This window comes from Kosakonia sp. CFBP8986 (genome assembly GCF_034044935.1).
Classification (GTDB): domain Bacteria; phylum Pseudomonadota; class Gammaproteobacteria; order Enterobacterales; family Enterobacteriaceae; genus Kosakonia; species Kosakonia cowanii.
Genome location: NZ_JAXCXB010000005.1, coordinates 320,058 through 332,793, shown reverse-complemented (window position 1 = coordinate 332,793; position 12,736 = coordinate 320,058). Strand labels below are relative to the sequence as shown.

Below are 12,736 nucleotides of genomic sequence, written 5' to 3'. Positions count from 1 at the left end.
TGCAAAAGAGAAAGCCGGGCCAGCCGTCCGCTTCGTCTCATGAACAGGATGACAATGTGATGACGCAGCAGGAGCGTATTGCAATACAGGCGCAGCGGGCGATTATTTAAGTAAACGAGCCAGTTTTATTGCTGCCTGGGAAAAAGATCTGGGCAACACAACGCCGGAGTCATTCGATAATTACTACTGGCGGGGCGGAAGAGGCATTTGCCGAAGGCTTCAGCGATTTGTACGGTAAGACGGAATACCGGAAATGGCCGAATATTAAAGCTTATCTTGCGCGCAAAATGAAATCGGTGACCTGAAGGCACTAACCGGGGCTTGTTTGCCTGCGGTTAGCGCCATTTGGCAAATTTCCTTAACTCTCGCTATGGATCGCCAGCGCCCGGCGCGTTTTCCCGGAGCTTAAATACTCGGCGATGTAGTCCTGCGAAATCTCGCCGTTATAGCGACCCTCTTCATCCACGATGGGCATCCAGCTGGTGTTACTCTCATAGAGCCGCGAAAGCACCACGCGCAGGTTATCCTCCGCTTTACCGGTGATGCGGAACGGGTGCAGAAGTGCAGCGCAGTCGCGGGCATCATGCCGTGCTTCGCGGCGTTTAACGAAGCCGAGCGGTTTACCGGCGCCGTCAACCACCGTTACGGCACGCATATCGTTATCATCCATAATGGCGAACGCCTCAGCGGCCGGGGTCGATTCCCGCACGGTGATGGTCGGTTGCTGATCGGTCACATCACCGGCTGATACCAGCAGCAGGCGCTTGAGCGTCCGGTCCTGACCGACAAACGAGCCGACAAACTCGTTCGCCGGTTTTGCCAGCAGCTCATCGGGGCTGGCGCACTGCACAATGCGTCCCTGGCGGAACACCGCAATCCGGTCACCGAGCTTTAACGCTTCGTCGATATCGTGGCTGACCAGCAGCACCGTCTTTTTCAGCGCGCGCTGCATTTCAAGAAACTGGTTCTGGATCACTTCGCGGTTAATCGGGTCGACCGCGCCGAAGGGTTCATCCATCAGCAACACCGGCGGATCGGCCGCCAGCGCGCGGATCACGCCAATACGCTGCTGTTGGCCGCCGGACATTTCGCGCGGATAGCGGTGCAGGAACTTTTTCGCATCGAGCGCCACCATCTCCATCAGCTCTTCCGCGCGGCTTTTACAGCGCGCTTTATCCCAGCCCAGCATGCGCGGTACCACGGTAATGTTCTCTTCGATGGTCATATTGGGAAACAGGCCAATCTGCTGGATCACATAGCCAATATTGCGCCGCAGAGTAACCGTATCCATGCCGCTGGTGTCTTCACCGTTAATCAGGATCTTTCCACTACTTGGCGTAATCAGACGGTTAATCATCTTAAGTGTAGTGGTTTTGCCGCAGCCAGAAGGGCCGAGCAGCACACACATTTCACCTTCCGGCACCATCAGATTGACATTGTCGACGGCATTCACACTCTGGCCGTTCTTCTGCGTAAATTGTTTGGTCAGATTTTCCAGTTTAATCATTATCGAATCCCCTTCGGCGTCAGCACGATTTGTAAGCGGTGCAGTAACCAGTCGAGCACGACTGCCAGTAGACAGATCATCACCGCGCCGGCAATCAGCATGCGAATATCACTCCCGCCAATGCCGTTCAGCAACAGCAGCCCCAGCCCACCCGCGCCAATCACGGCGGCGATGGCCATCACGCCAATATTCATCACCACGGCGGTACGGATCCCGCCGAAAATCACCGGCAGCGCCATCGGGATCTCCACCCAGCGCAAACGCTGCCAGAAGGTCATGCCAATCCCGCGCCCCGCTTCACGCAGCCCAGGCGGCAGGCTGTCGAGGGCGGTATGGGTGTTGCGCACAATCGGCAGCAGCGAGTAGAGAAACACCGCGGTAATTGCCGGCAGGGCGCCAATCCCCTGGCCGACCAGTGAAAAGAGCGGGATCATCAGGCCAAACAGGGCAATTGACGGAATGGTCAGCACCAGCGTCGCCAGGCCAAGCACCGGCGTTGCCAGCCATTTGTGGCGCACAATCAGCACCCCCAGCGGCACGCCAATGAGTATTGCCAGGCCCACGGCCAGCAGCACCAGCCAGAGGTGCTGGAAGGTGAGGGTGGCCAGGTAGCCGGCGTTGTCCATCATGTAGTGAATCGTGTCCATAGGCTCTCCTTACAGCAACCCTTTCTCTCGCAGGAAGTCGCGTGCGACCTGCTGCGGCGTCTGGTGATCGATATCGACTTTCGCGTTGAGGGAGATAATCACCTCGTTGTTCAGCAGCCCGGAGAGCGTATTGAGCGCCTCTTCTAAGCCCGGATTGGCTTCAAGCGTGTCTTTACGCACCACCGGCGTGACCGCATAGCTCGGGAAAAAGCCTTTGTCATCTTCCAGCGTTTTCAGATCGAAGCCCTTCAGGCGGCCATCGGTGGTGTAGACCAGCCCGGCATCGACAAAGCCGTCGCGGATGGCGTTATAGACGAGGCCGGGATCCATCTGGCGGATTTGCGGACGATCCAGCTCCATGCCATAAGCCTCCTGCAACGGCTTCATGCCGTCGCTGCGCCCGGCAAACTCCAGGTCGAGGCCCAGCAGCCAGTTCTTTTTCGGGTTGGTTTTACGGATCTCTTCAATCTTCGCCACCATCTGTGACATGGTGGTGATGTGCTCAGCCTCGGCGCGTTTGCGCTGCATAGCGAAGGCATAAGTGTTGTTCATATTGGCCGGATTGAGCCACACCAGGCCGTGTTTCGCATCGAGGCGTTTAACGGTGTCGTAGGTCTCCTGTGCCGACATGCGTTTGTTGATGTGGTTAAAAATGATCAGCGAGGTGCCGGTATACTCCCAGGTCATATCAACCTGCTTGTTGATCATCGCGTTGCGTGAAATCACCGTTGCGATATTGGTCTGCGGCTGCACCTGAAAGCCTTTTTTCTGCAGATACTGCACGGTAAGGGCCGACAAAATATGCTGCTCGGTAAAGCTTTTGGTCGCCACAACCAGCGGTGCTGCATGGGCGCTGGCAGTGAGCAGCGCGGCTGCTGCCAGCCAGCCCAGCGTATGAAAAAGTCGTTTCATCACACTTCCTCTTATTGTTATCACGCCGTGTGCGGGCTAAGAAGACGGCCCAGCGCCGCCAGCAGGGTATCGAGGATCAGGGCGAACAGCGCCGTGGCGGCTGCGCCTAAAATCAGCGTCGGGAAATCGTTGAGATAGATACCGGGGAAGATCAGTTCGCCATAGCTGCTGGCGCCAATCAGAAACGCCAGCGGCGCGGTACCGACGTTAATTGCCGTCGCAATTCGCACCCCGGAGAGGATCACCGGCAGGGCATTCGGCAACTCCACCTGGCGTAAGCGCTGCCACTTTGTCATGCCAATTCCATTCGCCGCTTCAATTAAAGAGGCGGGCACCGAGCAGAGCCCGGCATAGGTGTTACGCACAATCGGCAGCAGCGAGGCGAGGAACAGGGCGATGATCGCCGGGATATCGCCAATGCCAATCACCACCATCGCCAGGGCCAGCACCGCCAGCGGCGGCAGCGTGTTGCCGACGTTGAAAATCTGCATCACATACTCGGCAACCCCACGAGCGGCGGGGCGGCTAAGGGCGATACCGCTGGGAATACCGACCAGCAGGGCAAAAAACATCGAGCTGAACACCAGAATCAGGTGCTGTTGCCCGAGGTAAATCAAATCCACCTGGCGGGCTTTTATCGTCTCCAGCCCGACTCCCCAGGTAATCAGCGCCAGTATGGCGATAATCCCGGCGATAAAAAGCAGCGCGCGGGTAAGCATGGAAGTCTGCATTGCAGTGTCTCTCCCTGTTTGCATGCGTTATAGCAACGGCAAGTTGCGTGTTGTTATGCCATGTTCGGCAGGGTGCTTTGAGCTATAGCAAGCGTGCGGGGATGCTTCCAGTTCTGAGGCCGCTTTTTAAAACCCAGCGGCAGGCGGCTTTTGCACAGTAAGCCTTACCGTGTACAGGCTGATCGGAAGATTAAAGAATTGTCTTAAAAGCGAAGCGGCAAAAGTGACATTGTCACCAATGTGATTGCCGGGATAAACTATTCCGGCGCGTGAGAGGGCGAAAAATCACCTCAACAGCCGGTTTAACGCGGCGGTGAATAAAAACAGGTTGATGAGAACTCTTAAAAAATAAGCTCTGTTTATGTAGGGCACATATCCTTAAACCAACCCGGTTATCGTCATAAAACCCTGCGAGGAGGCCCCCCATGTATGCTTCAGCGACAAAAAAGCCACTCGGCGCCTGGGCAGGAAAAGGGAGTCAGGAACCCTATGCAGAATCATCGCCGCTTTCATCACTGCATAAAGTTTCAGGTAAACAATCAGCCGCGTCGATCAACGAGAACAAATCACAAAAAATCGCTGAAGTGGTGAATAAAATCACCTCTTCGCACGCCGCACCCGCAAAAAAAACGTCCGCCTATAGCGCATTCACTTCAGATGCCAGAAACAGCTTTGAGTCGCGAGGCCACCATGAAGCAGTGCGGATATTCACCTTGCCGGATAACCGGCTGGGGCGGCAACTACCTGCTTTACCTTCACCAGCCGAGCTGGGTTTAACGGAGAGCGAAATTTCGGCCATCAAAGTCTACACATCAAGTAACTACACCCTGCTTAATAAATATGAAAGAAGCAGGAACATGGAAAACTATGAAGTCGAAAAGCTTGTTAACACACTGATAAAAAATGGTTTTTTAAAATCCGGCTTTGTGGGGAAAGAGTCTCTGGAAAGCGGAGTGAAAAATTTTAACCAGGTGCTGGATAGATCCAGAAAAAAACACCCCTCGAATGAAAGCTTTGGCAATGTGGTGGTGCGCGGTATTGGTTTCGATTATCCCTTTGGCGAAAAAGAGGCGAGGCAATACGCCACTGTCGGGGCTGTCATTGGGCAAAAAAGTTACACCAGCACCAGCGTCAGCACACCCTATTTAAATACCCATCTTCTGATCCTTGAAGCGCCGCCAGAAGCTGAAGGGCACTGGATTGCGCCAACCTCCGTGTTGCCCCAGGAGGATGAAATACTGTTTGCACCCGGCGTGCAAATCAAAATCAAAGATGTGGTTGATGTTAATGAGTTTGGCAGTGCTGATGCGGTGAGCTCCGTTTTCAAGCGGTTTCATATATCGGGCGAAATCAGGCAATCACCTGTGTTTAAGAGCCTCAAGCAACCGCATCACTACATTAAAAAATATATCTATGGTGAACTGCTGCCGCAAAAGTCCACGTGAACTCCAGAAGCGTTTTGTAAAAAAATCCGGCCTGAGCGGCCGGAAAAGGTGTTAACGGAAGAGCGCTTTTTGCGCTACCGGCATCAGCAGGTTCGTTTGCCACTCCGCCAGCGTAAGCTGTGCCAGCCGGGCGAGCGCCTGCCAGAAAGGGTGCTGCGCCTGCTCCTCCAGCACGGTAAGAAAGCGGCCCGACCACGGCAGCAGATGCCACGCCAGAAGCTCATCGCAGGCCTGCGTCTTTCCCTGCTCCGTCAGCCAGGCCGCGAGCAGCAGCAGGGTGCCGATATGATCTTCTGGCTCGTTTTGCTGCGTCGCGAAAGCAATATTGTTGTCGCGCAGCCACTGGCGCAGGGCCAGCGTTGAGTCGCCAAACAGCACGCACTCTTTATCCAGCCATACCGAGCCCCACGGCGGCGCAGGCAGCGCCCACGGGCCGATAAACAGCCGTTGCCAGGCATCAGTTAACGGCTCTTCGCTATCCGCTGAAAATTGTTCAGCCAGCGGGAGCAGCAGGCTTTGCGCCAGCGGCCATGACGCCATCCACGCATTATGCGTAAAGGCGCTGACCAGCGGTGCAGCAGGTTCGCTCTCCGGCGGGTAGTAAAAGAGGGCGCCGAGCACGCGGGCGGTGAAAATAAACGATTCACGGTTTTCAACTGTCATGGTATTTCCCGAAAAAGTGCCGAAGGCCGGATAAGCGTTCACCGCTATCCGGCCCCGCAATCGATCACCCGGCAACGGCGACGCCAACGGTCATATGCAGTCCATAAAAGAGGCCACGGCCAATCAGCTCCCCGGCAACCACCAGCACAAACCCAACCAGCAGGCTACTGACGCGCGGCTGTCTGCGCAGCACCAGCGGGCAGTACCAGCAGCCCAGCCCCAGCGCTAAAAGCAGCAGTCGCAGCGCCTGGAGTAAGCCGTAATCCGGGATCAGCGCTGTAGCCTGCTGCACGGACGAGTGGGTTTCGCCAAGCTGCATGCTCTGCATCATCACCACCGCTGCGCTTGCCAGCAGTGCGATCGCGCTTATCGCCGCAAAACGGGATGCCGGAAAGCGTATGCCGACAAGGCGCAGTAACAGTGCTGCGAGCAGCGGGCCGCCAATCAGCATGGTAAGGAAGAAGCTGGCGGTGGTGTAGCCGTTATGCCAGGTCGGCACGGTCTCAATCTGATAGACCCGCGTCATCGCCCAGACAAACAGCACGCCAGAGACCATACTGATCAGCAGCCAGATACGCCCGAGACCTGAAGGCATTTTGCCCAGCCAGCTCAGCAGCCACCAGATGCCGCCGATGGCAAAAAAGAGCGAGCCGGCGGCAATCTCATTACTCAACGCAGAAGCGCCAATGCGGTTAAGGGAGTTAAAGGCGCGCAGCGGCGAGCCGAGGTGCATCATCGAAGCGACAAAGCCGATGCCCATCAGCAGCCAGAGAAAAAACTGGCTGCGAACGATATGCAACTGACCGCGGCGATCGCCCTCATTGGCCATCCATACCAGGCCGGTGCCAATCACACCGCCCGCCACGCACTGACCGAGCACCGTAAAGAGCACCAGCGGCCATTCATGCCATCCGTTTCCCATTTCATACCTCCTGTGGATTAGCCAGATAGCCGGTTGTATCCCCGGTCGGGCGGCTGTTGGCGTTGGGTTTGATGACAATATTTGGCCGGGTAAAGTGCGCCGCCGGAATAGGTGCGACCGCTGCCAGCGTGCCGTGCTTTTTACGCAACGTCTCAATCGGGCCAAAATCGAGGGCGCGCAGCGGGCAGGACTCGACGCAGACAGGTTTTTTGCCCTCGGCCACACGCTCGTGGCAGCCGTCGCACTTCGTCATATGGCCTTTTGCCGCATTGTATTGCGGCGCGCCGTACGGGCAGGCCATATGGCAGTAGCGGCAGCCGATACAGACCTCTTCGTCGACCACCACAAAGCCATCTTCACGTTTATGCATCGCGCCGCTCGGGCAGACTTTGGTGCAGGCCGGATCCTCACAGTGGTTACAGGAGAGTGAGAGATAGTAGGCAAAGACGTTTTGCTGCCAGACGCCGTTATCCTCCTGCCAGTTGCCGCCCGCGTACTCGTAGACGCGGCGGAAACTGACGTCCGGGGTTAAATCTTTGTAATCTTTACAGGCCAGTTCGCAGGTTTTACAACCGGTGCAGCGGGCGGAATCAATAAAAAATCCATACTGGGTGCTCATCGGCTACTCCTCAAACCTTTTGAATGTCGACCAGATTGGTGTGCTGCGGGTTACCTTTCGCCAGCGGCGAAGGGCGGTGCGTGGTCAGCGTATTGACGCAGCCGCCGTGATCGACGCGATCGCCCGCCATATCCGCCTGGTGCCACGCACCCTGACCCATGGCGCTGACGCCCGGCATAATGCGCGGCGTCACTTTCGCTGCAATCCGCACTTCGCCACGGTCGTTAAACACGCGTACCAGATCGCCGTTCTTAATCCCGCGCCGTTCGGCATCAAGCGGGTTGATCCACACCTCCTGGCGGCAGGCCTCTTTCAGCACATCAATGTTGCCGTAGCTGGAGTGGGTGCGTGCTTTGTAGTGAAAACCGAAAAGTTGCAGCGGAAAGGTGGCACGCGCCGGATCGTCCCAGCCTTCAAAGGTGGAGGCATAGACCGGCAGTGGGCTTATCACCTCATCCTTTTGCAGTTCCCAATGGCTTGCGATCTCCGCCAGCTTGCTGGAGTAGATCTCAATTTTGCCCGACGGCGTTTTCAGCGGGTTGGCCTGCGGATCGTCGCGGAATTTTTTATAGGCCACGAAGTGGCCGTTCGGATCTTTGCGTTTGTAGATACCCATCGCTTTCAACGCCTCGTAGGAGGGCAGCGCGGGATCTTTCTCTACCATTCTGGCGTAGAGGTATTTCAGCCACTCCTCCTGCGTGCGCCCTTCGGTGAAGCGCTGGTGGATATCCGGCCCAAGGCGGCGGGCGATCTCGCTGGTGATCCAGTAAATGCCTTTGCGCTCGAACTTCGGCGCGGTGACTGGTTGCAGGAAGATGAGGTAGCCCATGTTGCCGGCGTAGTCGTTGGGGATAATATCCTCCTGCTCAACGGTCATCAGATCCGGCAGCAGGATATCGGCATACATCGCAGACGAGGTCATAAAGTTCTCAATCACCACGATCGTCTCGCACTTGCTCTCATCCTGCAGCACATCGTGAGTGTGGTTGATGTCGCCGTGCTGGTTGACGAGGGTATTACCGGCATAGTTCCAGATGAACTTGATCGGCACATCGAGCTTCTCTTTGCCGCGCACGCCGTCGCGCGTCGCCGTCATCTCTGGCCCGCGGGAGATGGCGTCGGTCCAGCTAAAGCAGGAGATGGCGGTTTTTACCGGGTTCTCCGGCATCGGCATCCGCTCGATGGTGATGGTATAAGTTGACTCACGCGCGCCGCTGTTGCCGCCGTTAATGCCGACATTGCCGGTGAGGATCGGCAGCATGGCGATCGCACGGGCGGTCAGCTCGCCGTTGGCCTGCCGTTGCGGGCCCCAGCCCTGGCAGATATAGGCCGGTTTGGTGCTGCCAATCTCTCTGGCGAGCTTGATGATTTTGTCTGCCGGAATGCCGGTAATGCGCGACGCCCACTGCGGCGTTTTCGCCACGCCGTCATCACCCTGACCGAGAATATAGGCTTTGTAGTGGCCGTTTGCTGGCGCACCGGCGGGCAGCGTTTTTTCGTCGTAGCCAACGCAGTAGTTATCGAGGAAGGTTTGATCGACCAGGTTTTCGCTGATCAGTACCCAGGCCATACCGGCGACCAGCGCGGCGTCGGTGCCGGGACGGATCGGCACCCACTCATCTTCGCGTCCGGCAGCGGTGTCGGTATAGCGCGGGTCAATCACCACCATTCGCGCATTTGAGCGTTCGCGCGCCTGCTCGAGAAAGTAGGTAATGCCGCCGCCGCTCATGCGGGTCTCCGCTGGGTTGTTGCCGAACATCACCACCAGCTTGCTGTTTTCAATATCGGAGGTGCTGTTCCCTTCGTTGGAGCCGTAGGTGTAGGGCATCGCGCAGGCGATTTGCGCCGTGCTGTAGGTGCCATATTGATTGAGAAAGCCGCCGTACATCGCCATCAGGCGGGCGACGAGCGAGGCGGACGGGGATGAGCGGGTAATGTTGCCGCCGACGATGCCGGAGGAGTAGTTGATATAGACCGCTTCGTTGCCATATTTGTCCACTACCCCTTTCAGGCGGGCGGCGATGGTATCGAGGGCTTCATCCCAACTGATGCGCTGAAATTTGCCTTCGCCGCGTTTGCCGACGCGTTTCATCGGATAGTTGAGGCGATCCGGGTGATTGATACGCCGCCGGATAGAGCGGCCGCGCAGGCAGGCGCGCACCTGATGGTTGCCATACTGATCTTCGCCGGTGTTATCGGTTTCGACCCAGTAGACCTCCTCATCGCGCACATGCAGACGCAGTGCGCAGCGGCTGCCGCAGTTGACCGAGCAGGCTCCCCAGACCACTTTATCCGGCGCGGGTTGCATCGCCTGTTGCACCGCGGCAGCGGCGGAGCGCATACCAAACGGGAGAGAAAAACTGCTTGCTGCCAGCGCTAACGATCCGAGGGCAGTCGACTTTACCAGCGTTCGTCGGCTAATACCCCCGGCATATTCCGTCTTCGACATGACTCACTCCATTATTATTTTTAAATAAAAACTTACCCGCGCAAATTAAAAGCAGGCTAATGATGGAGCTATGGTAATCATTAGGGAGTAGGGGAATGTTATGCACGATCAAATAGAGGGGGATCCCCCTGGAAATCAGGGGGATTAGATTTTACTGATTGCTGTTACTGTTTTCGTTCTGAGATGATGCGCCGCCATTACGGGCGTAGATAATTTTGTAAGTGTCATTGGCACAGTGACCAACCACCTGTCCGCCCGCCTGTTCGGCTTGATCGTTTGGTACCACGGTCAATTCGAACCCGGACTCCGGGACACCATTGTTAATAATTTTTTGCTGGATATCCGTTTTAACGCGTTCGCATGAATCCGGCGCGGCGAAAGCAGGAACAGAACCTACCAGCAGTGCTGCGCACAGCCAACGTGAATAGTGCATGCTTGTCTCCTTATTTATTGTGCGCTTTAAGCTTAGCACTTCTCTTTTCGACAAAAGGTAAATCTCTGAATCATCTTAGCTGTATGTGAAATTCCGCAGATACCCGATAAGGAAGTCGCTAACTCATTACGCTATCGGGTAAATGTTTTGCTAATATAAGCGCCATTCTAAAGAAAACTGTGGTGGAACCTTTGAAAAAACAGTTATTACTTATCTCTCTGGCCCTGGTTTTGGTCGGATGTGATGAGGAAAAAGGCCCGGTGGCATTCACGCCGGAGATGGCAAGTTTTTCGAATGAATTCGATTTTGATCCTCTGCGCGGTGCGGTAAAAAACTTTAGTCAGACCCTGCTTAACGAAAAGGGTGAAGTGACAAAGCGCGTCAGCGGTACGCTGTCGAAAGAGGGCTGTTTCGATACGCTCGAACTTCACGACCTGGAGAACAATAGCGGCGTATCGCTGGTACTGGATGCCAACTACTATATCGAAGCTGAAACGCAGGAGAAGCGTCTGCGGCTGCAGGGGAAATGCCAGCTGGCAGAGTTCCCGTCGGCGGGTGTCACCTGGGATACCGACGATAACGGCTTTGTGGTGCGCGCATCAGGCAAAGATATGGAAGTGAAGTATCGCTATGATGACGAAGGCTACCCACTGGGCAAATCAACCACTTCAAAAGATGTGCATCTCGATGTCGCTTCCACGCCGGCGAAAGATAAGCGCAAGAAGCTCGATTATGCCGCGGTAAGTACGCTCAATGATAAGCCGCTGAGTAAAGTGCAGCAGACCTGCGACTACGACAAACATGATAATCCGCTGAGTTGTAGCCTGGAGATTGTTGATGAGAGCGTAACGCCGCAGGTGACACATAAATACAGCATCAAAAACACCATCGAGTATTATTGATGCTGTCCGCTCACCGCGCTTATTGCGCGGTGGGTTTTAACAGCGTACTGCCGCTGGTTTTATGTTCCTGCAGATAGTGCTGCTGAAAAATACACATGCGGATAGTGTTGCGGTATTCGCCATTAATAAAGAACTCATGAATTAATTCCCCCTCCACCTGAAAACCCAGCTTGCGGTAGATGTGAATCGCTTTCTCATTCTCTTTATCAACGATGAGATAGAGCTTATAGAGGTTTAATACCGTAAAACCATAATCCATCGCCAGCTTAGCGGCTTTTGACGCCAGCCCTTTGCCCTGGAATTCCGGCGAGATAATGATTTGAAACTCCGCGCGGCGGTGCACATGGTTAATTTCAACCAGTTCCACCAGACCGGCATTGGTGCCATTACACTCGACGACGAAACGGCGCTCGCTTTGATCGTGGATGTGCTTATCGTAAAGATCGGAGAGTTCTACAAAAGCTTCATAAGGCTCTTCGAACCAGTAGCGCATTACGCTGGCGTTGTTGTCGAGCTGGTGGACAAAACGAAGGTCTTCGCGCTCAAGCGGGCGAAGCCGGACAGGATAGTCGTCACTCATAAAAATCCTTTCTCTGAGATGAAGGCGGGCGCAGCGCGCCCGACGAGATTACTGAACTTCACGCCCGGTGCGGCGATCCAGGCAGCGCAGGGTATTGGGTTCCCAGTACGCATTCAGGTTGCTGCTTTTCTGGCAGTTGTCGCGCGCATCGAAGGCGACATCATCTTTGTCCCACTCTTTCTCGACGCGTTTATTGACTTTATGGCGCAGGCTGCGGGTATCGTTCCACTGCTCTTTTTCCATCGCGGCGGATTGACGGGACTGCGCATTGTCGCCCGATTCGATCACCAGACGGTTGGTTTCAGCCAGTGCGGAAGTGGTGTACACAATGGCACCCAGCGTCAGCATTGCGGTCAGGCACAGGCGTTTGCTAAGTGTAGAAGTCATGGCAATGGTCCTTAAGTGAGGAAAAACGTCTCTATTCTAAGCGATCTCCGCCTGCCAGCATACCGGGGCGAAACCGACTGTAAGAGCATTATCAGGTAAGATGGTTCAACCTATTTTCAATAAACGACCTGACTATGCTGAAAATTACGCTGCTCTTTTTTGTCACCGCTCTGTGTGAAATTGTAGGCTGTTTCTTGCCCTGGCTGTGGCTAAAACGCGAAGGCTCACCACTGCTGCTGATTCCTGCCGCGATCGTACTGGCGCTTTTTGTCTGGCTGCTGACGCTGCATCCGGTTGCCAGCGGGCGCGTCTATGCCGCTTACGGCGGGGTTTATGTCTGCACCGCGCTTCTCTGGCTGCGGGTTGTCGAAGGGGTAAAGCTAACCGTTTATGACTGGCTGGGCGCAGGGGTTGCGCTGTGCGGCATGTTGATCATCGTCGCAGGATGGTCGCGAAGCTAACAACCACGCGGTGATTTCCCTCCCCGTTGACCTGGCTGGGGAGTGGGGCCTCTTATCTTTCTGCACAACCTCTACTTT

At 55.5% G+C, this 12,736-nt stretch carries 14 protein-coding genes; 3 read left to right on the top strand and 11 right to left on the bottom strand.

The annotated features are described in order from the left end of the window. Positions 1 to 358 precede the first annotated feature (358 nt). The 4 genes from osmV to osmY are packed head-to-tail and all read right to left on the bottom strand — an operon-like array spanning position 359 to position 3,797. Entirely contained in the window at positions 359 to 1,507 is a 1,149-nt protein-coding gene (osmV, locus tag SOM48_RS13805) for an osmoprotectant ABC transporter ATP-binding protein OsmV (RefSeq protein ID WP_023481673.1), read from the bottom strand. After that, positions 1,507 to 2,154: an osmoprotectant ABC transporter permease OsmW gene (gene osmW, locus SOM48_RS13800; RefSeq protein WP_054803883.1), complete on the bottom strand. Its 648-nt coding sequence runs from the start codon at positions 2,152 to 2,154 to the stop codon at positions 1,507 to 1,509. Before osmW ends, osmV begins: the two co-directional genes overlap by 1 nt. 9 nt (positions 2,155 to 2,163) lie before the next feature. Beyond that, the gene (osmX, locus tag SOM48_RS13795) at positions 2,164 to 3,066 is read right to left on the bottom strand and encodes an osmoprotectant ABC transporter substrate-binding protein OsmX (RefSeq protein WP_128483030.1); all 903 of its coding nucleotides are present in this window, start codon (positions 3,064 to 3,066) and stop codon (positions 2,164 to 2,166) included. Positions 3,067 to 3,086: 20 nt separating this feature from the next. Beyond that, the gene (osmY, locus tag SOM48_RS13790) at positions 3,087 to 3,797 is read right to left on the bottom strand and encodes an osmoprotectant ABC transporter permease OsmY (protein ID WP_139567864.1); all 711 of its coding nucleotides are present in this window, start codon (positions 3,795 to 3,797) and stop codon (positions 3,087 to 3,089) included. A 425-nt stretch (positions 3,798 to 4,222) separates the two neighbouring features. Between osmY and SOM48_RS13785 the strand changes: the two genes are divergently transcribed. Further along, positions 4,223 to 5,242 (top strand): ADP-ribosyltransferase, encoded by a 1,020-nt coding sequence (locus SOM48_RS13785; protein WP_320512171.1) that lies wholly within the window; start codon positions 4,223 to 4,225, stop codon positions 5,240 to 5,242. A gap of 51 nt (positions 5,243 to 5,293) precedes the next feature. Here the strand turns inward: SOM48_RS13785 and dmsD are convergent, their stop codons facing one another. From dmsD to SOM48_RS13760, 5 genes are all read right to left on the bottom strand, one after another. Then, positions 5,294 to 5,905 (bottom strand): Tat proofreading chaperone DmsD, encoded by a 612-nt coding sequence (gene dmsD / locus SOM48_RS13780; RefSeq protein ID WP_320512170.1) that lies wholly within the window; start codon positions 5,903 to 5,905, stop codon positions 5,294 to 5,296. 64 nt (positions 5,906 to 5,969) lie between these two features. Next, positions 5,970 to 6,827, bottom strand: coding sequence for a DmsC/YnfH family molybdoenzyme membrane anchor subunit (locus tag SOM48_RS13775; RefSeq protein WP_320512169.1), 858 nt, complete (start codon positions 6,825 to 6,827; stop codon positions 5,970 to 5,972). 1 nt (position 6,828) lies between these two features. After that, positions 6,829 to 7,446 (bottom strand): DMSO/selenate family reductase complex B subunit, encoded by a 618-nt coding sequence (locus SOM48_RS13770; RefSeq protein ID WP_128483026.1) that lies wholly within the window; start codon positions 7,444 to 7,446, stop codon positions 6,829 to 6,831. Between the two features lie 10 nt (positions 7,447 to 7,456). After that, a complete protein-coding gene (gene ynfE, locus SOM48_RS13765) occupies positions 7,457 to 9,895 on the bottom strand; it encodes a selenate/tellurate reductase subunit YnfE (protein ID WP_320512168.1) in 2,439 nt (812 codons plus the stop codon). 151 nt (positions 9,896 to 10,046) lie between these two features. Continuing rightward, positions 10,047 to 10,328 carry a DUF1161 domain-containing protein gene (locus SOM48_RS13760; protein WP_023481755.1) on the bottom strand — a complete coding sequence of 94 codons (282 nt, stop codon included), beginning with the start codon at positions 10,326 to 10,328 and terminating at the stop codon, positions 10,047 to 10,049. Positions 10,329 to 10,519: 191 nt separating this feature from the next. On the opposite strand from SOM48_RS13760, the gene SOM48_RS13755 reads away from it, so the two are divergent. Then, positions 10,520 to 11,230 (top strand): YnfC family lipoprotein, encoded by a 711-nt coding sequence (locus tag SOM48_RS13755; protein ID WP_180344368.1) that lies wholly within the window; start codon positions 10,520 to 10,522, stop codon positions 11,228 to 11,230. A gap of 19 nt (positions 11,231 to 11,249) precedes the next feature. Here the strand turns inward: SOM48_RS13755 and speG are convergent, their stop codons facing one another. Beyond that, a complete protein-coding gene (gene speG, locus SOM48_RS13750) occupies positions 11,250 to 11,810 on the bottom strand; it encodes a spermidine N1-acetyltransferase (protein WP_023481559.1) in 561 nt (186 codons plus the stop codon). A 48-nt stretch (positions 11,811 to 11,858) separates the two neighbouring features. Beyond that, a complete protein-coding gene (locus SOM48_RS13745) occupies positions 11,859 to 12,197 on the bottom strand; it encodes a DUF1283 family protein (protein WP_054803885.1) in 339 nt (112 codons plus the stop codon). A 134-nt stretch (positions 12,198 to 12,331) separates the two neighbouring features. On the opposite strand from SOM48_RS13745, the gene SOM48_RS13740 reads away from it, so the two are divergent. Then, positions 12,332 to 12,658, top strand: coding sequence for a YnfA family protein (locus SOM48_RS13740; protein WP_320512167.1), 327 nt, complete (start codon positions 12,332 to 12,334; stop codon positions 12,656 to 12,658). Positions 12,659 to 12,736: the final 78 nt, after the last annotated feature.

What these genes read in the sequence shown, in the direction of transcription:
- ynfE (WP_320512168.1), bottom strand. Translation starts at nt 9,895, where the DNA reads ATGTCGAAGACGGAATATGCCGGGGGTATTAGCCGACGAACGCTGGTA.
- SOM48_RS13740 (WP_320512167.1), top strand. Translation starts at nt 12,332, where the DNA reads ATGCTGAAAATTACGCTGCTCTTTTTTGTCACCGCTCTGTGTGAAATT.
- SOM48_RS13770 (WP_128483026.1), bottom strand. Translation starts at nt 7,446, where the DNA reads ATGAGCACCCAGTATGGATTTTTTATTGATTCCGCCCGCTGCACCGGT.
- speG (WP_023481559.1), bottom strand. Translation starts at nt 11,810, where the DNA reads ATGAGTGACGACTATCCTGTCCGGCTTCGCCCGCTTGAGCGCGAAGAC.
- SOM48_RS13775 (WP_320512169.1), bottom strand. Translation starts at nt 6,827, where the DNA reads ATGGGAAACGGATGGCATGAATGGCCGCTGGTGCTCTTTACGGTGCTC.
- osmW (WP_054803883.1), bottom strand. Translation starts at nt 2,154, where the DNA reads ATGGACACGATTCACTACATGATGGACAACGCCGGCTACCTGGCCACC.
- SOM48_RS13760 (WP_023481755.1), bottom strand. Translation starts at nt 10,328, where the DNA reads ATGCACTATTCACGTTGGCTGTGCGCAGCACTGCTGGTAGGTTCTGTT.
- SOM48_RS13785 (WP_320512171.1), top strand. Translation starts at nt 4,223, where the DNA reads ATGTATGCTTCAGCGACAAAAAAGCCACTCGGCGCCTGGGCAGGAAAA.
- SOM48_RS13745 (WP_054803885.1), bottom strand. Translation starts at nt 12,197, where the DNA reads ATGACTTCTACACTTAGCAAACGCCTGTGCCTGACCGCAATGCTGACG.
- osmV (WP_023481673.1), bottom strand. Translation starts at nt 1,507, where the DNA reads ATGATTAAACTGGAAAATCTGACCAAACAATTTACGCAGAAGAACGGC.
- osmX (WP_128483030.1), bottom strand. Translation starts at nt 3,066, where the DNA reads ATGAAACGACTTTTTCATACGCTGGGCTGGCTGGCAGCAGCCGCGCTG.
- osmY (WP_139567864.1), bottom strand. Translation starts at nt 3,797, where the DNA reads ATGCAGACTTCCATGCTTACCCGCGCGCTGCTTTTTATCGCCGGGATT.
- dmsD (WP_320512170.1), bottom strand. Translation starts at nt 5,905, where the DNA reads ATGACAGTTGAAAACCGTGAATCGTTTATTTTCACCGCCCGCGTGCTC.